This is a genomic window from Mycoplasmopsis synoviae ATCC 25204 (assembly GCF_000969765.1).
GTDB lineage: Bacteria > Bacillota_I > Bacilli_A > Mycoplasmatales > Metamycoplasmataceae > Mycoplasmopsis > Mycoplasmopsis synoviae.
The window spans coordinates 150303-172619 of record NZ_CP011096.1 but is presented as its reverse complement, the minus strand read 5'-3'; the positions used below and the strand labels follow the sequence as shown (position 1 = coordinate 172619).

Genomic DNA, 22317 nt, shown 5'->3' with positions numbered 1-22317 from the left:
AAACCGAAACTATTTCGGTTTTTTGTTTAGGGATTTTAAGCTTTAGCTACTTCGGTAGTTGAACTTTGTTTTGCAAAGTTTCTAGCATCAGTGGTATCGATTTCATCTACTGAACCAATGTAAAGGAATTTTCTTGGTTCAACGTTTAAAAATTCACCATTGATAATTCTAACCACAGAATTAACTGTTTCTTTTAAAGAAACAAATACTCCTTTTTCATGAGTGAAATGTTCTGTCATGAAAAAGTTTTGTGAGAAGAAGTTTTGAAGTTGAAGCGCTTTTTTAACAACAACTTTAGCTTCTTCGTCAAGTTCATCAATTCCTAGAATTAAAATAACGTCTTCAAGTTCTTTATATCTTTGAAGAATTTTCTTAGCTTCTACAATTGCATTGTAGTGTTCTTTTCCGATTATTCTTTCATCAACACTATCTGATGAAGAAGCTAGAGGATCAATCGCTGGGAAGATATTTTTAGCAGTAATTTCACGGCTTAATACTAGCGATCCATTTAAGTGCTTAAAGATAGCGACAGCAGAAGGGTCTGATAAATCATCCATTGGTAAAAATACTGTTTGGAATGAGGTTATAGTTCCATTTTCATTTGTAAAAATTCTATTTTCTACATATGAAATATCGGTATTAAGTGTAGCTTGGTATCCTCCAAGAGATGGTTTTTTATCAAGCGAGGCTGACATTTCATTTCCGGCTTGAAGAAATCTGAAAATGTTATCAATAAATAGTAAAACATTTTCTTTTTGTGTATCTCTTAAATACTCAGCTGCGGTAACTCCAATAGGCACTATGCTCATACGTGATCCAGCAAGTTCGTTCATACGAGAAACAAAGATAATTGAGTTTTTCATTAAATTTGAAAACTTAAGCTCGTCGTAAAGCTCAATCGCTTCTCTTGAACGTTCTCCAGCTCCGATGAAAATTGAAGTTGTTTTTTTATCTTTTTTAGAAAGAGTAAATATAACTTCTTTCATTAAAACAGTTTTACCAACTCCAGCTCCACCAAAAAGTCCTATTTTAGCTCCAGATAAAACTGGAATGAAAAAGTCAATAGCTTTAATTCCAGTTTCTAGAATTTGAGGCTTGGTAGTGAAATTACTATTTGCATAAATAGTTGAATCCATTTCAACTCTTTTAAGCTTAGCTTCAGGATTAGTTAACGAATTACCATTAACATCAAAGATGTGGTTTTTTGATTCTTCTCCAACTGGAACCATAAATGATTTTTTAGTATTTTGCAAGTCTTGCCCAACATAAAGTGGTTTCATAGTTGAAATTAAAACTGCGTATAATTCAAAGTCATTTACGATTTTTTTAACCATTAAATGGCTGCCGGTTTCTTTTGAATATAAAATTGTATTAATTTTAGGAAGTTCTTCGTTTTTTGCAAAAGCAACTTCAACAACATCGGTTCAAATTTTAGTTATTTTTGCCATTAGTAATTCTCCATTCTAGCTTCAATTTCCATAATTTGAGCTTTTGTTAGTTGATCAAATTTTCTATCTAAAGTAATTTTTCAGTTGTAGTTTTTATATTCAGCATATTGTAGAAGAGCAAAAGCAAAATAATCTCTTACTAAGCTTTCATCTACGTTTTCACTATTTTTACCATCAATTGAATCAAAGGCATCTTTAAAGCTTTGGTTGGTTTCAACTAAAACTTCAATGAATTTTAAAACTTCAGCGATATTGCTTACGTTTCTAAGAAGTCCTCACGCTAAAAGTTTTGATGTTAAAAAGATAGTTTTTTGGTTGTAAAATGAAACACCTTTTTGAGAAAAAATTCCTTCAACTAATTGACCATCAACAATTAGTGCGTTGGTTTCATCATTTAAATCATATTTAAGTGATGAAAGTTTTGCTTGACGTTTGTAAGCTTTATAAATTTTTCCAATTTCTTTTGAAGTTTTAGCCATGTTTTTCTCTTGCACGGCAGCACCAATACGAGAAACTGATAGCTCGGTATCAATAGCAGGAAGTTGTCCTGATTGGAAAATATTAGCATTTGTTACTAATTGACCATCGGTAATAGAAATAATATTTGATGCAATCAGTGATGAAATATCATTATCAACGGTTTGTAGAATAGGAAGCGCGGTAATTGATTTTTTACCTACGAATCTTCCACTACGTTCTAACAGCCTAGAGTGAGCGAAGAACATATCTCCAGGAAAGGCCTCTTTACCAACAGGTTTATTGGTAAGAAGAGCTATTTCACGATAAATATTTGCATGTGTAGTTAAATCATCAAAGATAACTAAAACGTCTTCATCTTTTGCAATATTTTCAGCGTGAGCCATAGCAACGTAAGGAGCTAGGTATTGTTCATAAGGAGAATCCGCTGGCGCGTTAATAATAATAGTGTGATCTAGCGCTCCATTTTCTTTAAGCAGTTGATAAGTGCTAGTTAGCTGAGCGTGTTGTTGTCCGATTGCAACGTAGATACATTTTACGCCTTGATTTTTTTGGTTAATTATAGTGTTTAAAGCTAAGAAAGTTTTACCGGTTTTTCTATCACCAATTATTAGCTGTCTTTGTCCTCTTCCAATTGGAATAAGTAAATCAACTACAACGTAGCCAGTTAAAAGCTGTTTTTTAAGTGGTTGGTAGTTTAGAAGTTCTTTGGGATTGTTAAATGGAGTTGATAAACTTGAATAATATTTACTTTTATTAAGAGATGCTTTAGCTTTGTGTGGATAAATATTATTTTGAATATCAATTATTTTTCCAAAGAATTCTTTTGAAGTTGCAACTTGAAATTCATGGCTTTGTGGCACAACTTCAGAATTAATATGAAAATCATTAAAAGTTCCAGAAGCAAGGCAATATGCTTTATCTTTTGTAGCTGATATTAAAAGAAGCTTAAGATTTGGATTACTTTTTAAATAAAAGATTTGATTTTGGTGATAATCTAATTGCCCTTTGATTTCAACAACGTAATCAAAGATTGCTGAAATTGTAGGATTGTTATTAGTTGTCATTAAATTCCTCCTAAAATTGCAAACACAATTAAAGCAATTGCAATTATAAATGTAACAGATGTAATTGATCAAGTAAGTGCGATTTTATTGGTTTTATCACTCAATCATTTACGTCTTTTGAAGTTTTGTAAGAATATTGAAAGAATAAATAGTCCGATAGAAATAAGCATTAATATACTTCCAATAGATGCCAGCACGATTTTATTATTTTGCCCACTTTCAATTGGGAGTATATTTAACTTTTCGTATGCGGCTTGAAATTTTTTCTGATCGCTTGGAGCTTGACTTTGAAGTACGTCAGTTAAAATTGTTGTCATGTTTCTGATTTGTTCCATGATAATGGTAAGTTGTTCCATCATGGTGTTGTATTGAGCAGATTCATCAAAAGTAGGATTTCCAGCAAGGCCTTTAAAGTATTGGATTCTACTATTAAGGCTTTGCATTGCTTTGTCAAACGTTTCAACTGAATAATTTGGATTTTTAGCAAAGAATTCTCTAATTTTGTCTCTATTAGTTGAACCTGAATTTGAATTATTAATATTAAAGCTTAGCTGCGCAAATACGCTTTCTAGCCTGGTTGAGAAAAAGGTTCAATATGCGCTGTTATTAATATTTGAAGTTTTAATAGCACTTAAAAATAAGGTTTGAACTGCTTTTCCAAAAGGAGTGTTTTCATATCTTTTAGCGGCAGTTTTTAAATCTTCATTTTCTTCTAATTTAACGCTTGAGCCTAATCTAACTAACAGATCAATATATGATGCGTTATATTTTGGCTCGTTAATGATTCCTGTGGTTACTCCCATTAAATCAAAGGCAGCTGCCGCGATTTCAGCGTTACCTACGTTTGTAAAGTTTAGCTGGTCAGGTTTCATTCCTAGAGCGGTATAAAATTTAGAATATGTATCTTGAACTATTTGGTTAGCTATTTCTCTAGCTAGAGTTGAATTACCGTAGTTTTTAACGTATCCTATTGCATAGGTAGCAGTTTTAGTTGGGTCATTTAAATCACGAATTTCAACTTTAACTTTAATTGGGAAGTTTCCCCTATCATCAAAGAAGGTTGGGTTTTGTTTAATAAATTCGCTATATCCTGGATCTAAATTAAAGTTTGATATTTCAGTCACTCTATATTCGAATCTAGGGTTAATTGGATTGTCAAATGAAAATAATTGAGCAGAGTTTCCAGTTCTAGCTAAAATGTCATTATAGTCGGTAAATCCTGAATATTTATAATTAATAAAAGGAGCTATACGAGGAACGTTTTGTGAAGCGATATTTTTATTTAGATCTTTTTCATTTTCTTTTGGAAGTCCAGGAATTGGATTTTGATTTTGTTGAGTGTTATCTTGCTGTTTTTTTTGTTCTTGATTTTGATCTTGGTTTTGACTAATATCGTAGATGATAAATCTTTTTTGAAGTTTTTCTTTAATATAGTCATCTCAGCTTGAATAGTTTTTAGGAGTAGTTAAATCAAAAGTTTTATCAAAGGTTAGCTCAGTGTCTGTATTGAGTTTTGGAAGATCATCTTTATTAACAAAAATATTATCCCCGGCGTTTTCGTTTTCCTTGTCGGTTATATTTTTGAAATAATCATTAATTTTTGAATTTAGATCATCTTTGCTAATGTCATTGATTTTATCTTTTTCAGTAACTTCTTTTTTAGAATTACTATCTTTGGCCAGAGCTGAAGCATAGTCATTTGGATTTGATCCAATAATAACATTTGAAAATTCTTTACCTTCGTAGGTTATATTTCCAAGGTTATATTTTTTATCATTAGCTAATGCGTTTAGATAAGTAGGATCAAAGGTTTTATCACTAACTAGCTTTGCTTTATTGGTTTGCAAGTACGTTGCTACTTTTTGATAGTAAAGTGCTTTAGCGATTAAATCTCTAGCGATATTTGGTTCGCTTTTAGTAGCTTCGATTAATTCTTTAGCTTTGTTATTTAACGCAGTAACGGTATCATCTACTAGCTTTTCAACATTTTCTTTAACCTTTTTGTCTAGCTCACCTTTAAAGCTATCAAAGTCATCTGCATTTTTTGGTGGAGTTGCAGGAGTTTTTGGGGTAGTTCCGCCACCGGTTCCGTTATTGTTGGTATTTGCATTACTGTTGGTATCAGCTGATATAGCAACTATTGATAGAGCAGTAGAACTAGCAAGAAGGCTTGAAGTTAAAAGCATTTTTTTAAGTTTTATTTTCATGAGACCTCTTTTTTAGGAACCAATGAAAAGTTGATAATGGCTTTTAATTTAAAGTTTCTATCATTGATTTCATCAATTTTAGCCTGCTCAACTAGTGATGAGTTTAAATCTCTTAAAGAAGTTAAATAAGTTATTTCTTTGTTATTTTCTTTATAAGTTTTTTGGATATTTTTAATAAATTCTTGCATTTTTTTAACAGATTCGTATGCTTTTAAATGATCGTTATATTTAATGGTGATTTTATCGTCAATATAAGATATGAAAACGTTTTGCAAAATAAAGTATTCAACATCTAAGCTAGGAAGAGTTACTTGGAAAAAGCATTTAGTATAGCTTCCTATCGAATTATTTTTAAATTCAGATCAATTATCTCTAAGACCGTTGTTGATTTTTAAAGATACGATATCTAAATAATTTTCAACGTTATTTTGAGAGAGAAATTTTACTTTAATTACATCTTTCATTAGCTTCCCTCTTTCTTAATAGATGATGAATGAAGAAGATCTTTTTTCTTAAATAGTATTGAAATTTGTTCAACTTCAAGTTCACGTTTTTCACGCTCGATTCTAATATTTAGCAGCCTTAGTTTTTCGTCTAGATCGTTAAGCGTTTTATTTAAAGCAACAAGTTTATATTTTTCGCTAATTAAAGCTGATTCTGAAAGCAAACTAAGTGAAACGTAAGTTAAATAAGATTCGAATTCAGAGTTGATAAATTCTTTGATCTCTGGATAGATTTTAAGTTTTGATGTATCAACTGATTCAACTTTATTTTGTAGATTTCTTTCGATTTTAAAGTTTAGTTTATTAAGCGGCAGAACGCTTAGATATGCTTCTTTTAATTTTGATGAGTTAATTACAAAATTTAAATTGTGAAATCCATTTGTTTTTAAATAGTTTTGTAAAAACTTTGGAAGAATTTTTACTAAAAACTCTACGTCGTTTTTATCGTGGCTAAAAATTACGTGAGCTTTGTGTTTAGTTGCAAATTCATTTGCACGTTTACCAATAACTACTAAAAAGTCGCGTTTGAAATCGATTGACTTTTTCATGTTTCTTTCGTGTCTTTGGTATGAGTTAGTTGCAAATTTTTCTTCTTCGGTTATATAAACTCAAATAGATTTAACTCTTGAAAGTTTAGAGAGAATTTTAAGTTGCTTTTGCAAAATTAAAGAATGTTTTATCTCATAACGCTTAGCAAGACTTTCAATGTAATACTTTGCTTGAAGTGATCTTTCAAAGTAAAAAACGTTTTGCTTTGAAAGTCTTAAGATATTAATAAGAGTTATGTTTTTATCTGATTCGACAATCTTTTTGATTTTGGTGTAGCTTTCTCTTTTATTTACTAGCGATTTAACGTTCATTTTCTACTACCGACTTATCAAATAAAAGTTTAAATTTTGAATTTTCATCTAAAAATAAAATTACATTTGGAAAAATTTCAATTACTTTTAATTTTTCAAATAAATAATCTTTTAAAAAGTTATTTAAATGTTTAAATACAAGGTTAGTTTTATCGTTATTTTTGGCACTTAAATCTGTGCTTAAAACATTGCTATCTTCAGAAAGAGATACATAAGGAACAAGATCGTGTAAACTAAAACGTTCGTTTCTAGTTCAAGCTAAAACAAAATCATCAAAAACTACTTGTTGTTTTTGGAAGAAGCTATCATATGAAGCTTTTCAAAGTTTGTTAAATTCACTGATTTTATCTTTTTGGTTTAGCTTTAGATAAAACTGGTTAACAAATTGTTCATATGATAAAAATTTTTCATCGCTATCTTTAGCTTGAGATAGAATTTCGAAATAATTTTTGTAAACAAAATCTTGATATTTAAGTTGCTCTTTGCTGTATTGAGCTTCTTTTGTTTTTTTAGATTTTGAATTTAATGGTTTTTTAAATTTAAACATATCTTTCCTTTATGATTGTGAATACTTCTTACTGTAACGATAAATATTAACGGTATTAAATACTCAAAATGCAATTTTTGAAATCATAAATACAATCGAAATAAAAGTAACTAAAATCATGGCAATTTCAGGAACTTTAATTCTAAATGCAATAGTAGCTAGCGAGAAGTTATCAATACTTGATAAATTCAGGCTTAGTATTTGATACGCAGCGATAAAGCCAACTAAAAATAGCACTGCAGCGATATATAGCAGCTGGCTAAAGTTTGGCTTTCTAGTGAAAAACATTCAATTTATCACGATAGCTAAAACAAATACTACCATTGCAATAGTTACTGCGGTTGTGGTTAATTTTTGCTCAACGTATAAATTAGTTCCTACCGCCCCGGCGCATATTAGCGCGATAGCAAAAACATTTGAATATAAAATTAGCCGAGTATTTTCTCTAGCTACCTTTTTAATGTTAGATATCACTAAAACAAATAAAGTAAGTAGGAAAAATGTCCCAATGTAGGCTGGGAAGATGTAATAGTTGATTTGTTGATTTACTAAATATGAATCGACAAATTTAACTTCGTATGCAGGCATGGTACTTCTAGGATCAATTTCAACGAATTTAAAATTAGGATCTGCTACTAGAAAAATTGAAACCAAGTATCATAGCGCAATTGCTAGCGATATAACAATTAGTACTGTAATTACATTTTTTAAAAATATTTTACTTTGTGAAAGCGAATTTGGCCGAACCAAAAACGCTCAAAATGAAGATAATACAGTAACTATTACAAATAAAATAATTGCCGCTAGTTGCATTACTGAAGCTAGCTCATTTTTGAAAATATTGGCAAGCATTCAATTTTGAAGTTTATTTTCAACAAATAAGCTTTGGTATGTAGTTTCTTGTGTAAAAATAAAAAACATTGCATATAACCCTACAAATGTTATGTATTTTAGTGTTTTGTTAAAAGCGTAAAGTGCTTGTTCTTTTTTAGTGTAGTTATTTAACCTAAAATCATGAATCTCAAAGATCTGATTTATTATTAAAAGTCCAATAAATGAAAATGATTTTTTAAAAACCATTGTAGGGCTATCAACCTTAATTACAAAAGCAATAATTAAAACAATTAATGCGTATAGGTTATAAGCTAGGAAATATGGAATATATTTATAGCTAGGTGCTAGAAACTTATTTGAATTTCTATATGCAAAAAAGTAGGTCATTAAAACCGTAAAAAATGCATATAGGTAATTAAAAACAAGTAAGAAATTAAGGCCTTGGAATTCAGTGTTGTTGTATAGAAAAAGTATTGAAAAGTCAGCATCTTGCTTAGCGGTTGCATTTGTTTCTTTAAAAATTGTAGGAAACATAAAAAGCAAAATTAAACTAACTGAAAAAATCAAAAAATAGCTAATTAAAGAAAAAATTTGACTTAGCGGATATTTTTCTAAAACAAAGTGAATTTTTGTTTTCATTTACTGCCTCCTTTCTAGTCTAAAAAGCTAAATAAATTAGTAATTTTTTTTAAATTGCCTAAATTATAAATTGTTTTTTTTTTTTTTTTGTAAATAAAAATTACAAAAAATTACATTTCTAGGATTTAAGTTCCTATAGGAACTTATTATATCATAATTTTTATTACTCAAAAAATAAATTTTTTATTTATATAGGCGTATAATTAAAAAGTAAGAGGAATATAAGAAAAAATTTTTTTATATTAAAGACTTTACAAAGACCCCAAAAATAATTTAATAAGAAAGCAAAAATGCATATTAAAATTTTCTTAAGTTTTTAGATGTTTTAAAATTAACTTTTAATATGTATTTTAGTTTATGAAAATACAATACAATCAAAAAAACGAAAGCGATATTGTTATAAATTTTGTTTTTTATGATTCAAAAAAGATTAAAGATTTTATAATCAAAAAAAACGGATATTTAACAGAAGATTTAGAAAATAAAATCGCTTATCTTTACATCGATGAAAAACATGCCAATATCGATGGTTTAACTAAAGTAATAGATAGCTTTGCCTCTAGCATTAAAAGAAACTATCAAATTAATACCGAATCTTTAACTAGTCATTTTGATATCTATGACGCTTTAAGAATTTTAATAATGCGTCTTGATTTTCATTCAAGCGTATTATTTAAAAAGTCAATCGACGATTTAAAAGAAGTAAAAAAATTCAAACCTCAAATTAGTTTAATTATTAACACCTTTGACGAAAAGCATGTTGATAATTACGTTAAAAAAATTAAAACCATTTCCAATAGCGTTAAAAGCGCAAGGTTTTTACAATCTATGCCTGAGAATTTTTTAAATTCAGAGCAGCTAGCTCACTACGTGGCTAAAGATTTAAAACAAATTCCAGAAATCCAAGTTACGGTATTTACTAAGTCAAATATCGAACACCTTGGAATGAATTTGCTTCTTAGCGTAAATAAAGGATCAACTCACGAACCTAGAGTTGTGATTTTAGAATATAACGGTGATCCAGAAAGTAAGCAAAAAACTGTCTTTGTCGGAAAAGGAATTACCTTTGACACCGGTGGAGTTAATACTAAAGGATATCACACTGAAGGCATGAAATACGATATGTCAGGATCCGTGGTTGCCGCTTTTGCTTTAAAAGCGCTCGCTAAACTTAAAGCAAAAGTAAATGCAGCAGCTATTATGTGCATTACCGATAATAGAAGTGCAGGAGATGCCTCGCTTCCTGAAAACGTATATCAGTCAATGTCTAAAAAATGAGTTGAAGTAGTCGATACCGATGCAGAAGGAAGGCTTGTTTTAGCTGATGGAATATTTTATAGCGCTAGCGTTTTAAAAGCAACCACTATAGTAGATATCGCCACCTTAACTGGAAGCCTAAAATTTGCACTCGGAGAAACTTATTCAGGAGTGTGATCAACTAGCGATGAAAAATGAGAAAAACTAAAAGAAGCTTCGCTAACTACTTTTGAAAAAATCTGAAGAATGCCACTTCATGAAGACTATCATAAAGAAAATAAAAATTCAAAAGTTGCCGATCTTAAAAACTATTCATCAAAAGTTCCATGCGATCATAACCAAGCGGCTATGTTTTTAAAAGAATTTACCAAAGGCGTGGATTTTATTCACTGCGATATAGCCTATACCGCTGCTAAAGATCAAGTAGCGCAGGGAGTTTTAATTCCAACTTTAGTTGAATTTGCATTAAATTTAAAATCTTAAGAGCTTATTTAAATAAAAAGGTAAAATTTAACTAAACTACTACTATTATTAGTTACAGAAAGAAAATAATGAAATTAAATAAAGTAACCAATCAAAGAAATAGCGATATGCTACTAAAAGCTGTCTTTGACAGTGAAAAAACCAAAGAATGCAAACTGCTACTTAAAAAACAAAATCAAGTAACAGAATTCTTTAGCGAAAATACCGCTAAAGCATATCTTGGTAGTGAAGAAAAATATACTTATGAAACTTTAGTTAAATTTGTAAAACAATTTGTTTCATCACAAGCTCGCCCATACCAAGTTGATGTTGCTTCATTTGCTAAAAAAGCAGTTAAGCCAAGACATGTTGTTAAAGCTTTTGTAGATGCATATAACTACGCTAATGCTGATTTATATTCAGCTAAAACTAACCAAAAAAACAGTGACGAAGAAAAAGCACTTTCACTTTTATTTGTCTCAAACAACCCTGGTGAAGTTTCTGAATTAGAATTAACCTATAGAAAACAAACAGTGCTTTCAGAAGCTGTTAATTTTGCAAGAAATCTTCAAATTCTTCCACCTAATATTGCTAACTCAGAATATTTAGCTAAAAAGGTAGAAAACGAATTAAGCGAATATGCAAATCTTGAAGTTAAAGTTTTAGATAAAGAACAAATCGAAGACTTAAACATGGGGCTACTTCTTTCAGTTAATAGAGGAAGTATGTATGAGCCTAGAGTGGTTGTAATTGAATATAACGGTAACAAAGAATCAGAAGAAAAAACCGTTATGGTCGGAAAAGGAATTACCTTTGACTCTGGAGGATATTCACTTAAACCAGCTCGTTCAATGCTTGGAATGAAATTCGATATGTCAGGAGCTGCAATTGTAGCTTCAACTATGATGGCAGTTGCAGAATTCAAACCTAGAGTTAATCTATCAGCGGTGCTATGTCTAACAGATAACAGAGTAAACGGAGACGCTTCTCTTCCTGATTCTGTTTGAGAGTCAATGAGCGGAAAAACAGTTGAAGTAAATAACACCGACGCTGAAGGTAGACTTGTTATGGCTGATGGGCTAACCTATGCCGTTAGAAAACTAAACGCTACAAGACTTATCGACGTTGCAACTCTAACAGGAGCTATTCTATCTGCGCTTGGAACTACCTATACTGGAGTTTGAGCAACATCAGATCAAGATTGACAATCAGTTTTAATGGCATCTAAAGTTCAAGATGAATTAGTTTGAAGAATGCCTCTTGATGATGAATTTTCAAAAGAAATTAAAAAATCTCTTGTAGCTGATCTTAAAAATACCGATCTTACCGGAATGGGTGGATCAAACTCAGCTGCAATGTTTTTAAAAGAATTCACTGAAAATAGAAAATACGTTCACTTTGATATCGCTGGAACTGCAGAACAAGGCGGAAATCCTACTGGAGTTATGGTTAAAACCTTAGTTCAACTTGCAATCAACGAATCAATTCGTGAAATGAAAAAATAATCAATTTTAAAATAACTCGCTATTGGGTTATTTTTTTATTTTTAATTTTCAAATATTTGAAAAATGTATAATTTAGTTAAAAATAAGCATAAAATTTGCATTTTTTGAAATTTATGAAATAAGGTAAATATGAAAAAATACGATGTAATAATTATCGGCTGAGGTAAAGGCGGAAAAACTCTAGCTAATAAGCTCGGCCTATCTAATAAAAAAGTAGCCATTATTGAAAAAGATCCAAAGATGGTTGGAGGAACCTGCATTAATGTCGGCTGCCTTCCTACTAAAAGCTATACTCACTATAGCCATGTTTTTGTCGAAAGCTCAAAACTAGGATACAAAACCAGCTACGAAACTGGTAAAAAAGCTTATGTAAAAACTCTAAAGCATAAACTCGAATTTGTTAAAAAGCTAAACCAGAAAAACTTTGAATTATTAAATAAAAATAAAAACGTAGATATTTATATGGGAAGCGCTAAATTTTTAAGTGACTATGAAGTTGAAGTTAACTTAAATTCAAATAAGAAAAAAGTAAAACTTACTGCTAAAAATATAATCATAGGAACTGGATCAGTAAGCAGAAAACTAAATATCGAAGGTGCAGCAAAATCTAGATTTGTTAAATATAGTAATGACATTTTAAATCTAAGAACGCTGCCTAAAAAACTACTTGTAGTAGGTGCTGGTTTTATAGGTCTAGAATTTGCATCATACTTTGCAAACTTCGGAACCCAAGTAACAGTAGCTCAATATAATAGTGACTTCATGCCAAATGAAGATAAAGAAGATAGTAAATTTATATTAGATACTCTCAAAAAACAAGGTATTAAATTTGAATTCAATACCACTTGTGAAAAATTTAAAGATTTAAAATCTCAAGTTCAAGTATCACTGAGCAATAAAACTAAAAAATACAAAGAGAAATTTGATGCGGTATTAATTAGCGCTGGTAGAATTCCTAATACTTTAAATTTAGGACTTGAAAATACTAAAATTAAAGTATTAGATAATAAAGCTATTGAAGTTAATAAATATCTTCAAACAAATGTTAAAGGAATATATGCAATAGGAGATGTTAAAGGCGGACCTATGTTTACATATATTTCACTTGATGATTATCGGATAGTATCTGACCAACTTCTAAAAACTAAAAAAAATAGAAATCTGGATAATAGACCACTAGTTCCTACTAATGTATTTATCCGTCCTAGCTTTGCTAGAGTAGGACTAAATTTAAAACAAGCTAAAGAGTTAAACTTGCAAGGCTGCTACGCTAAAACTATATTAACAAGCTCTATTCCAAAAGCTCACGTAATTAATGAGCTTGAAGGTTTTAACAAATTAATCTTCAACAAGCAAAACCAATTAATTGGCGTGTCGCTTTTTAGCTATGTAGCACACGAAATAGTTAACGTGTTTTCTTTAATGATTCAAAACAAAATGACTTTTGAAGAAATTAAGGATTACATTTATTCACATCCAGTCTACACTGAAATGCTTAACGATTTATAGCAAAAAACAATCCAACTTAGGATTGTTTTTTGATGTCTTTTCATGAGTAGGGAAACTCTTTGGGGCAGCTTCTTAATTTTTTGATTCTAACTAAAAAATTTTCTTTAGCGTTTAGGATAAACTTATCAACTATAACTTCAACTTTTAGTTTAGATAAAATTTCTTGAGCCTCTAAAATTTCTTGTTTGTATTTAGGACCTTTAATTAGTACCATTTCACCTTTTAAAGCCACTAAGTGAAATGCTGCCATTAACATGGTTTTAACGCTACCAACTGCTCTAGCTACAACTACATCATAAATATTTTTTTGGCTAAATTCTTCAGCTCTTTGTTTATAGATATTAACTTTATCTAAAGTTAATTCTTGTTTTACTAAGTTTAAAAAATCTACTCTTTTTTGAATTGGTTCAAAGATATCAATTGAATTATTTTCTCTTAATAAAGCATAAGGAATTGCAGGAAAGCCAACGCCAGAACCGATATCTAAAATTTTAATTTCGCTTTTATCTTTTGTAGAAGAATTCATATGTAAAAGCGAATTTAAAATTCCTTCTTCTCATAAAGACTCACCACTAAATCCTGTTAGGTTTATATTTTTATTATGCTCTTCTATTAAAGAAACGTATTTTTCAAAATCTAAAAAGTTAGCATTACGTTCTTTACAATAAGCAATAACTTTATTTTTGAATTCCATTATTAAATAAAGTTATTGCTTCTTTTCATTTTTTATATATTTCAGAAATGCTCTCGCCTACTACCGATGCTGAAATTACTTCTGATAAAAAGCTAGCTAGAGAAACTATTTTTAGCTTTTTAAATTTAGAAAGATTTTCATAATTATCAACTGAATTTGTAATTAAAACTTCTTTGATGTTTTCATCATTTTCAAAGATTTCAAAACCTTTTGTAAATAGCCCATGGCTAGCTACTAAAATAACGTCTTTAGCACCTTCATTTTTTAAAGCTTTAGCAGCCTTTAAAATAGTTCCACCGGTATCGATAATATCATCTACTATTACTGCGTTTTGATTTTTAATCTCACCTAGAATTCCCATCACTTCGCTTTGATTTGCTCCGGTTCTTCTTTTATCGATGATGCAAATTTTTAAATTATCAGAAATAAGCTCGGCGAATTTTCTAGCTCTAACAGTTCCTCCATGATCAGGAGAGACTATCGTAAAGTTATTGCTATAGGTTTTTTTAAGCTCTAAAGCCAATGGATATTGCGCTTTTAAATCATCAACTGGAATATCAAAAAATCCTTGAATAGATGGATTATGTAAATCTATAGAAATTATTCTATCAGCTCCAGCTTTTTGAAGAAGATTAGCCATTAGCTTAGCTCCGATGGGTTGCCTTCCACTGACTTTTCTATCCTGACGAGCGTAGCCATAATAAGTAAGCGCTACTGTTACATTTTTAGCGCTTGCTCTTTTTAGCGAGTCTAAAAATAAAAATAGCTCCATGTAACTATGATTTACATTTTTTGAAGTGGAAGCAATAATATAAACGTCTCTGTTTCTAACTGTATCTTCGCTAACAAGCATAGTCTCACCATCTTGGTAAGTAGTTTTAACAATTGGAGTTAGCTTGATGTTTAAAATCTTTGAAATTTCTTCTGCTAAAACTTTGCAGTTATCCATTCCAAATAAAATAATGTTACTGTTATCAATTTTATTCATAATCTGTATTTAAATTTTAATTTAATAAACAAAAAAACATTCAAAAAAGAATGTTTAATTTTCGTCTTTTCTAGATAAAACTCTTCTACCAGTTTCGGTAACTAAAACATCATCTTCAATTCTAGCTCCGGTTAAACCTTCTAGATAAATTCCAGGTTCAACAGTTATAACCATATCAGGTTCTAGTACTGTTTCACCTCTAAATGAAACCACAGGAAGTTCGTGCACGTCAATTCCTAATCCGTGTCCGGTTGAATGTAAAAAGTAGTTTTCATATCCTTTAGCTTTAATGTAGTTTCTACATACTAAATCAATATCGCTGGCTAACACTCCTGGCCTCACTGCGTCTCTTCCAGCTTTGGCAGCTTCTTCTACAATTTGAAGCACTTCTAAAACTTTAGGATCTTTAGCTTTGGCTCTATCACCTAAAAAGCTAGTTCTAGTAATATCGGCACAAAATCCTTTATATAGCCCACCAAAGTCTACCTTTAAAATTTCATTGTCCTCTATTACATCATCGGTTGGATGGTGGTGAGGCTCAGCGGCATTTTTTCCGGTAGCTACAATAGAATTAAAACCTTCTTTAGAACAACCATTTATTTGCATAAAATATGCAAGCTTAGCAGCAGCATGCTTTTCGGTTACTTTTTCTTTTTTATCAAGTTTAAATCTTAATCACGCCATTAATTGATCGTAAGATTTTAGTGATAAATCAACAACTTCTTGCAGGGTTTCTATTTCTTCTTTAGATTTAACAACTCTTAATTCTTGACCATGAACTCAAGCTACATTTTCTTCTTTTAAATCCATTAAAGAAAGTAAATGTTTTGTAAGTTGCTTGGTTAGATAATTTTCTTCTAGCAGAACTTTTTTAAATCTCTTTTCTTTAAAAAAATTTTTTAGATTATCTCCGGCAAGAAGTTTTACTTCAACGTTTTTAGCAGTTTTTTTTGCGTATTCAATATATCTATTATCTACAAATAAAGTAGCTTTATCTTTTTCAACTACTATATAACCATCTGAGGTTTCTACTTTTGCGTATCATAATCTAGTTTGAGGCGCTTCTGAAACTAGCGCATCAGCTTTATGTAAATCTAATAATTTTAATAATCTTGTTTTGTCCATAATTAACTATATTTCTCTGGATGTTTTTCTTTCATTTTTTTTATAAAGTCATCTTTATGAAGACTTGAATATTTTTCAAATAATTCATAGCATTCTTTAAGCTCCTCTAAAGCTCATTCTTTAGATTCAAAGCCTTCAACTTTAGTAATGCCTACTCTTTTGAAGTTTTTATAGTTTGCAAAAAACGCTTCTAAATTTACTAAAAAAGAAAGCGGAAGATCTTTTAATTCTTTGATGTGCTCTAGCCTAAAATCATCAGCGTGAACTGCTACTAGTTTAGTATCAGTTTCGCCATCGTCAACCATTTTCATAGCTCCTATTACTCTAACGTTAAGAGCTGAGTTAGGTAAAAACTTTTCAGGTGAATAAACTAGCACGTCAAGCTCGTCTCCATCTCAGTCTAAAGTGCTTGGCACAAATCCATAATTACATGGATATAAAAAATCTTCTCTTAGAATTCTATCGACTTCTAGCATGTTAGTTTTACGGTTAAATTCGTATTTAACATTTGAGCCTTTTGGAATTTCAATTACTACTTTTAATTTCATATATGAAAATATACCAAAATCTAATAATTTTTTTTAGATAATGTAAAATAAAATAATATGAATTCTAAATTAATGATAAGCCTTGCAAATTCAGTTAGCTCCTTAGTTCCCGGACCTACCACTACTAGTGTAGGTGGAGGCCTTTCTAAAGACGTAGCTATTGTATTAGTAGTTGGCTTTTTTTTACTTGCCGCGCTAATGATTCCACTTCACTTTAGACAAAAGAAAAAAGTAAAGCAATTTAAAGAAAAACAGCTTAGAGATTTCTATCAAAATAATCCAAGAAAAACTCACATGAAATATGAAGACACTAAAATGTTTCTGCCTTCTTGAGAGAGAGCAAAATATTCTGCCCCTATTATTTTATTTATAGTTTTTATAGTAATAGCAATTTCTATTTTAGTTGGTTCTACATTAATATCAAGATAACATTAAAATAAAAATTTATTATATAATAATAATTAGAATTAGATTATTTGCTTTTTGAAAGAAATGCGAATAGTTTGTTCAGATTCTTTTAGATTATAATAGAAAGGTTCAATAATCTTTATTAATGAGTTTCGCGAAATTAGGCTCTTTTTTTAGATCAAAAAAAGAGAAAAATTCAGATAACAGCGGCTCAGGAAATGCACGTAAGATCTTATCTAAATTATCTGGTGCTTTCATGTTGCCTATTTCTGTTATGGCGATTGCCGGATTATTTTTAGGGGTTGGAGCTACTGTTGCTGAAAAAGCAGCCGGAGTTGCAGCTGTTCAAAAAATCGGTGAATTGCTTAAAATTTTAGGTGATCCTGTTTTCGGTGCACTACCATTACTTTTTGCTGCTGCGTTTGTTATCGCATTTACAGACGAAGCCGGAGTTGCGGTTTTTGCTGCCATTATAGGTTACCTAGTCTTCTCAGCGGTTCAGGGAGTATTTATTACACCTGTAACATCGACTGTAGACGGTAAAGAAGTTATTGACGGATACGTTGTTTTATTTGAACAAGGTGGAAGATCTGCCAAATCTCTTAAACAATTAGTTGGATCAACTCTTGGTATTCGTTCATTACAAACATCAGTGTTTGGAGGAATAGTTGTAGGACTTGTTGTTCAATATCTATACAACAAATTCCACACTATCCAATTACCTAGAGTAATTTCATTCTTTGGTGGAAAAAGATTCGTTTCACTAGTTACAATTCCAGCTATGGCTGTATTAGCATTTGTATTCTTGCTATTTTGACCATGAGTGGGAATTGCACTTAACTTCTTAGGTGAAGCATTAAATAAAACACCAGTTGGTGTTAACTCACTTATCTTCGGATACATAGAAAGATCATTAATCCCATTTGGATTACACCATGTTTTCTATGCACCTGTTTGATATACACCTGCAGGAGGGGATTTAAACGCTGCTTTACAAGCTTTTGTTTCAACAAATAGTCTTCCTCTTGATTTATCACTTGTTGATTTATCATTTGAAGGAGCAAAAGATTCTGCAGCAGCTGCAGCTGCTGCTGGAGTTTCTGAAGGATATGCAAACTTCGTTAAGTTATTCCAAGATGTAGCTAAAGAACCTAACGGTTTCCAAGGTGATTCAACAATATCACTTAAATTACTAGGATATGGAAATACAGTAGCGCTATTTTCACCAACTGAATTAGTAGCACTTAAAAACCCATCATCTACAATTCCTACAACACTTTCATGAGTTGGTAAAACTACAAGCCAACTAGTAACTGTTGCTGGAAAAAAATACTACCTATACTCAAATGTTCCATTATTTGCATTTGTACAATACGCACTTAACATTAAAATCGGACAATACCTAGACGGTAAATTCGGTGTTATGATGCTAGCTCTTCCTGCTGCTGCTGCTGCTATGATATTTGCAGCACCTAAGGAAAATAGAAAAGTTGCTGCCGGAACAGTTGTTCCTGCTGCGTTCACCTCACTTATAACAGGTGTTACAGAACCAATTGAATTTACATTCCTATTCTTATCACCATTATTATTCTGAGGATTCCACTCAATTATGGCTGCATTCTCATTCATGTTTGCAAACCTATTAAACGTTCATATACCAATGGCCTTTTCAGGTGGAATTCTTGACTTTGTAATTTATGGGGTTATTCCATTCCAAAAAGGAACACAATTCTGATTCCCATTACTTACAGGGGCAGCATACATGCCAGTTTACTTCTTCGTATTCTACTTCTGAATTAAATACAAAAACTTAGAAACACCTGGAAGAGGTGGAAACACTAAATTATTTACCAGAAAAGACTATGAAGCTAAAAAAGATGCTAAACATTCAGCTGAAGGTATGGCATCTGCAAAAACAGTTGATACTCAAGCTTACGCTGTAGTGCAAGCTTACGGTGGAACTGAAAACATTACTGCTTACAACAACTGTGCATCAAGACTTCGTTACGATGTTAAAGATGTTAGAAAAGTTAATCCAGAAGCTCTAAAAGCTGCTGGAGCCGTTGCCGTGAAATTTGAAGCGTCTAACCACGCGCAAGGAATTTTCGGGCCAGTTGCAGAACAATTAAATTCAAAAATTAAATCACAAAGAGATTTAATTGCAGCTAAAGAAGCAGAAGAAAAAGCTTCTTCTGTGAAGAAATTAAATCAAGCGCCAGTAGTTGAAAAAGAAGTTGTTAAAAAAGAAACTCCAGTTAGAAAAACAACAGTAGAACAATTAACAAAACCAGTATCTTTATACACTCCTGCTAGAGGTGATTTAAAACCTTTAGAATATCTAAACGATGGTGTGTTTTCAAACAAAACCATGGGAGATGGATTCGTTGTTAGATTTGTTTCTGAAAAAGTTGGAAACGTTTACTCACCAGTTGATGGTGTTGTAACACTAGTTTTCCCAACAAAACATGCTTACGGAATCGAAACCAAAGAAGGTGTTAAATTACTTGTTCACATTGGAATTGATACCGTTAATCTAAATGGACAAGGATTTGAATCATTTGTTAAATTAGGTCAAAAAGTTAAAGCTGGAGACCAACTAGCTAAAGTTGATTTACCATTCCTAAAAAGACACAAAGTAAAATCAGATGTTATTACTCTTGTTTTACCAGAATCAAAATACAAAAACTTCTCAGTTACACTAGATACTAACGAAGTTCCTAAATTAGGAATCAGAGTTGGATTAGTTAGATAATTTCCAAAGTAAAATACTAAAAAATGCCAAAAGGCATTTTTTAGTATTCTTTTTTAAATTTTTCTTCAAGTTTAATAAGTTTTTTTAGCGTTTTATTTATCGAGTCATAGACATTGGTTCTTGAGGTTACTAGAATTTTGGCTATTTCTGAATATGATAAATCTTCATGAAAATAAAGCTGAAAAATTTGCTTTTGATTTTGGGTTAATAAAAATGAATATTTATCAAAGAGCATTAAATATAAATTTAAATCTTCAAAGTTTTTTTTAGACATTTTCCTGCAATAGAGATTTTGTCATTTGATAAATAAAAAGCTCTAAATCAAATTCTTGCAAATCATCAAGTTTTTCACCAAGACCTACTAGCTTTACATTTAAATCTAGCTCATCTTTAATGCTTAAAACTATTCCACCTTTAGAAGTTCCATCCATTTTAGTAAGAATTATTCCGCTTAAATTAACAACTTCTTTAAAAACCTTAGCTTGCATTATCCCGCTTTGCCCGTTAGTAGCATCGAGCACTAACAGTGATTCATTAGGAGCTTCTGGCAGAAATCTTTTTAAAACTTCATACATTTTCTTAAGTTCATTCATTAAATTAACTTTATTTTGAAGCCTACCAGCGGTATCTATAATCAGCAAATCATAAGCTTCATCTTTAGCTTTTTTTGCAGCTTCATAAATTACTGAAGATGGATCTGCATTAGCTTTTTTTGGCATTACAATGTCGCATCCGATTTTTTCACTTCAAATTCTAAGCTGTTCTACCGCTCCTGCACGGAAGGTATCAGCTGCTGCTATTAAAACCTTTTTATCTAAGCTTTTATAATAATTTGCTAGCTTAGCGATCGATGTAGTTTTTCCACTACCATTAACTCCTACTATAAAAAATACATTTGTCTGGTTATTTTTATAATCTAAGGAAGTGTCTATTATTGAATTATTGGTATAAATTTCAAAAATCTTATCAGCTATTATTTCACCAATTAATTTAATGTCGGTAATTTTATTAATTCTAATTTCTTTTTTGATTTGCTCAATTATGACATCAACTAAAGAAACGTTAATATCTGACATTATTAGAATTTCTTCTAAGTTTTCAAAATACTCTTCATCAAGCTCTAGATGTTTATTTTGAAGCTCAAGTAGCTGCTTACCAAAATCTGATGCTTGTGAGAGTCCTTTTTCATATTTTTGAAATTTTTCGCTTTTTAAAACTAAATTAAGATGTTTTTCTTTTAGTTTTTTCTTTTTTTCATCAATTTCATTTTCTTTGTTGCTATGAAATAGTTTGTTTATTATTTTCTTAAAAAAAGCCATATTCATATTTTAGTTTAATAATTGAAAATAATGTAAAATTTATTAAATAATATCGTTATGTCTAATTTTAAGCATAGTAATAAAACATATTTACTAAAAAACCTTACAAAGTTAGCACTTTTTGAATCATTAAATAATTTAAATCAAAAAACTGGTGAATTTTTTGAAGAATTTGCCACCTTAAAAAACGAATTAAGATATCTTAAATTTCAAAATCCAGAATTTTTAAATGATGAATTTAAATTTTCAGACATGGATTTTAGTTTTCAAAATGACTCTGCAAGTAATTTTGCTTTTTCCAGTGATTTAATAGAGTTTAACAATCAAGTAAGACAGTCAAAGTTAAATATTGCCAAAAATAATTTAAATTTTTGAAATGAATTTGATTTTAATTTAAATCTTAATGACGAACATATCATGGAAATCCAGGCGCTAACTTTAGAAGAAAATTCAAGCTCTTTAGAAGAGACAATCGAAATTATCACTGAAAAAATTAGAATTTAATTATGGAATTAAAAGTTAACATTGCAATCGATGGACCTAGTGGCGTAGGTAAATCTACCGTATCAAAATTAATTGCCAAAAAACTAAACTACACATTTATAAATAGCGGAAGCATTTACAGAACTATAGCTTACCACGTTATTAAAAACGATATAGATATCAATAACGAAAAAGATGTTATTTCATCTTTAGATTTCCTTGAATTTAGTTTATCAAAAAATGAAGAGCTATTTTATAAAGGCGAAAATATAACTTTAATTCTTCGTTCCGAACAAATTTCAATTTCAACTCCTGTAGTTTCTAAAATTCCCGAAGTTAGAGAATTTGTAACTTCATATATTCAAAAAATGACTAAAGGCAAAAAAGGTTTTATAATCGATGGTAGAGATACAACCTTTAAAGTAATGCCTCACGCTGACGTTAAAATTTTTCTATGAGCTACCGCTGAAGAAAGAGCTCAAAGAAGAGTAGATCAAAACCATCAGCTAGGATATAATTCAAACTACGATGAAGTTTTATATGAAATTAAAAAAAGAGATCATCAAGATATGAATCGCGAGCATGATCCACTTCATAAAACAGAAGACTCAATTCTAATTGATTGTACAAATATGAAAATCGATGAAGTTGTTAATAAAATAATTTCACTTATCAAATAATAATT

Annotated in this window: 20 protein-coding genes; 7 read left to right on the top strand and 13 right to left on the bottom strand. The window is 30.4% G+C overall.

What is annotated here, in order from left to right; all coding sequences use genetic code 4:
• Positions 1-35: 35 nt before the first annotated feature.
• Genes VY93_RS00860 through VY93_RS00830 form a run of 7 tightly spaced genes read right to left on the bottom strand, consistent with a single transcriptional unit; the run spans position 36 to position 8582 of the window.
• Entirely contained in the window at positions 36-1448 is a 1413-nt protein-coding gene (locus tag VY93_RS00860; protein WP_020002930.1) for an MSC_0618 family F1-like ATPase beta subunit, read from the bottom strand.
• Complete coding sequence (locus tag VY93_RS00855) at positions 1448-2992, bottom strand: MSC_0619 family F1-like ATPase alpha subunit (RefSeq protein ID WP_020002929.1); 1545 nt, start codon at positions 2990-2992, stop codon at positions 1448-1450. The genes VY93_RS00860 and VY93_RS00855 overlap by 1 nt, the downstream gene beginning before the upstream one ends.
• Entirely contained in the window at positions 2992-5199 is a 2208-nt protein-coding gene (locus VY93_RS00850) for an MSC_0620 family F1-like ATPase-associated subunit (RefSeq protein WP_020002928.1), read from the bottom strand. Before VY93_RS00850 ends, VY93_RS00855 begins: the two co-directional genes overlap by 1 nt.
• The gene (locus VY93_RS00845) at positions 5190-5663 is read right to left on the bottom strand and encodes an MSC_0621 family F1-like ATPase epsilon subunit (RefSeq protein WP_020002927.1); all 474 of its coding nucleotides are present in this window, start codon (positions 5661-5663) and stop codon (positions 5190-5192) included. The genes VY93_RS00850 and VY93_RS00845 overlap by 10 nt, the downstream gene beginning before the upstream one ends.
• Positions 5663-6562, bottom strand: a complete 900-nt coding sequence (locus VY93_RS00840) for an MSC_0622 family F1-like ATPase gamma subunit (protein ID WP_020002926.1) — start codon at positions 6560-6562, stop codon at positions 5663-5665. The genes VY93_RS00845 and VY93_RS00840 overlap by 1 nt, the downstream gene beginning before the upstream one ends.
• Positions 6552-7109, bottom strand: coding sequence for a DUF2714 domain-containing protein (locus VY93_RS00835; protein ID WP_020002925.1), 558 nt, complete (start codon positions 7107-7109; stop codon positions 6552-6554). Before VY93_RS00835 ends, VY93_RS00840 begins: the two co-directional genes overlap by 11 nt.
• Positions 7110-7118: 9 nt before the next feature.
• Positions 7119-8582 (bottom strand): MSC_0624 family F1-like ATPase-associated membrane protein, encoded by a 1464-nt coding sequence (locus tag VY93_RS00830; protein WP_020002924.1) that lies wholly within the window; start codon positions 8580-8582, stop codon positions 7119-7121.
• Positions 8583-8939: 357 nt separating this feature from the next.
• Between VY93_RS00830 and VY93_RS00825 the strand changes: the two genes are divergently transcribed.
• The 3 genes from VY93_RS00825 (at position 8940) to VY93_RS00815 (ending at position 13315) form a co-directional block, all read left to right on the top strand.
• Entirely contained in the window at positions 8940-10322 is a 1383-nt protein-coding gene (locus VY93_RS00825) for a M17 family metallopeptidase (protein WP_020002923.1), read from the top strand.
• Positions 10323-10390: 68 nt separating this feature from the next.
• Positions 10391-11806: a M17 family metallopeptidase gene (locus tag VY93_RS00820; RefSeq protein ID WP_020002922.1), complete on the top strand. Its 1416-nt coding sequence runs from the start codon at positions 10391-10393 to the stop codon at positions 11804-11806.
• A gap of 129 nt (positions 11807-11935) precedes the next feature.
• The gene (locus VY93_RS00815) at positions 11936-13315 is read left to right on the top strand and encodes a dihydrolipoyl dehydrogenase family protein (RefSeq protein ID WP_020002921.1); all 1380 of its coding nucleotides are present in this window, start codon (positions 11936-11938) and stop codon (positions 13313-13315) included.
• 16 nt (positions 13316-13331) lie between these two features.
• Here VY93_RS00815 and rsmG read toward each other — a convergent pair whose 3' ends face one another.
• The 4 genes from rsmG to VY93_RS00795 form a co-directional block, all read right to left on the bottom strand.
• A complete protein-coding gene (rsmG, locus tag VY93_RS00810; protein WP_020002920.1) occupies positions 13332-14009 on the bottom strand; it encodes a 16S rRNA (guanine(527)-N(7))-methyltransferase RsmG in 678 nt (225 codons plus the stop codon).
• A complete protein-coding gene (locus VY93_RS00805; protein ID WP_026365172.1) occupies positions 13993-14988 on the bottom strand; it encodes a ribose-phosphate pyrophosphokinase in 996 nt (331 codons plus the stop codon). The genes rsmG and VY93_RS00805 overlap by 17 nt, the downstream gene beginning before the upstream one ends.
• 63 nt (positions 14989-15051) lie before the next feature.
• The gene (locus tag VY93_RS00800) at positions 15052-16122 is read right to left on the bottom strand and encodes a M24 family metallopeptidase (protein WP_020002918.1); all 1071 of its coding nucleotides are present in this window, start codon (positions 16120-16122) and stop codon (positions 15052-15054) included.
• Positions 16123-16124: 2 nt separating this feature from the next.
• Positions 16125-16670, bottom strand: coding sequence for an inorganic diphosphatase (locus VY93_RS00795; protein ID WP_020002917.1), 546 nt, complete (start codon positions 16668-16670; stop codon positions 16125-16127).
• Positions 16671-16727: 57 nt separating this feature from the next.
• Here VY93_RS00795 and VY93_RS00790 point away from each other — a divergent pair, with 57 nt between their 5' ends.
• Together VY93_RS00790 and VY93_RS00785 are read left to right on the top strand one after the other, a co-directional pair.
• Positions 16728-17099, top strand: a complete 372-nt coding sequence (locus VY93_RS00790) for a hypothetical protein (RefSeq protein WP_020002916.1) — start codon at positions 16728-16730, stop codon at positions 17097-17099.
• 124 nt (positions 17100-17223) lie between these two features.
• Positions 17224-19830 carry a PTS transporter subunit IIABC gene (locus VY93_RS00785; RefSeq protein ID WP_020002915.1) on the top strand — a complete coding sequence of 869 codons (2607 nt, stop codon included), beginning with the start codon at positions 17224-17226 and terminating at the stop codon, positions 19828-19830.
• A 40-nt stretch (positions 19831-19870) separates the two neighbouring features.
• Here VY93_RS00785 and VY93_RS00780 read toward each other — a convergent pair whose 3' ends face one another.
• On the bottom strand, positions 19871-20104 hold the full coding sequence (locus VY93_RS00780) for a sigma factor-like helix-turn-helix DNA-binding protein (RefSeq protein ID WP_011283309.1): 234 nt from the start codon (positions 20102-20104) through the stop codon (positions 19871-19873).
• Positions 20097-21149: a signal recognition particle-docking protein FtsY gene (ftsY, locus tag VY93_RS00775; protein ID WP_026365171.1), complete on the bottom strand. Its 1053-nt coding sequence runs from the start codon at positions 21147-21149 to the stop codon at positions 20097-20099. Before ftsY ends, VY93_RS00780 begins: the two co-directional genes overlap by 8 nt.
• Positions 21150-21206: 57 nt before the next feature.
• Here ftsY and VY93_RS00770 point away from each other — a divergent pair, with 57 nt between their 5' ends.
• Both VY93_RS00770 and cmk read left to right on the top strand, forming a co-directional pair.
• Positions 21207-21653 carry a hypothetical protein gene (locus VY93_RS00770; RefSeq protein WP_020002913.1) on the top strand — a complete coding sequence of 149 codons (447 nt, stop codon included), beginning with the start codon at positions 21207-21209 and terminating at the stop codon, positions 21651-21653.
• Positions 21654-21655: 2 nt separating this feature from the next.
• Entirely contained in the window at positions 21656-22312 is a 657-nt protein-coding gene (gene cmk / locus VY93_RS00765) for a (d)CMP kinase (protein WP_020002912.1), read from the top strand.
• Positions 22313-22317 lie beyond the last annotated feature (5 nt).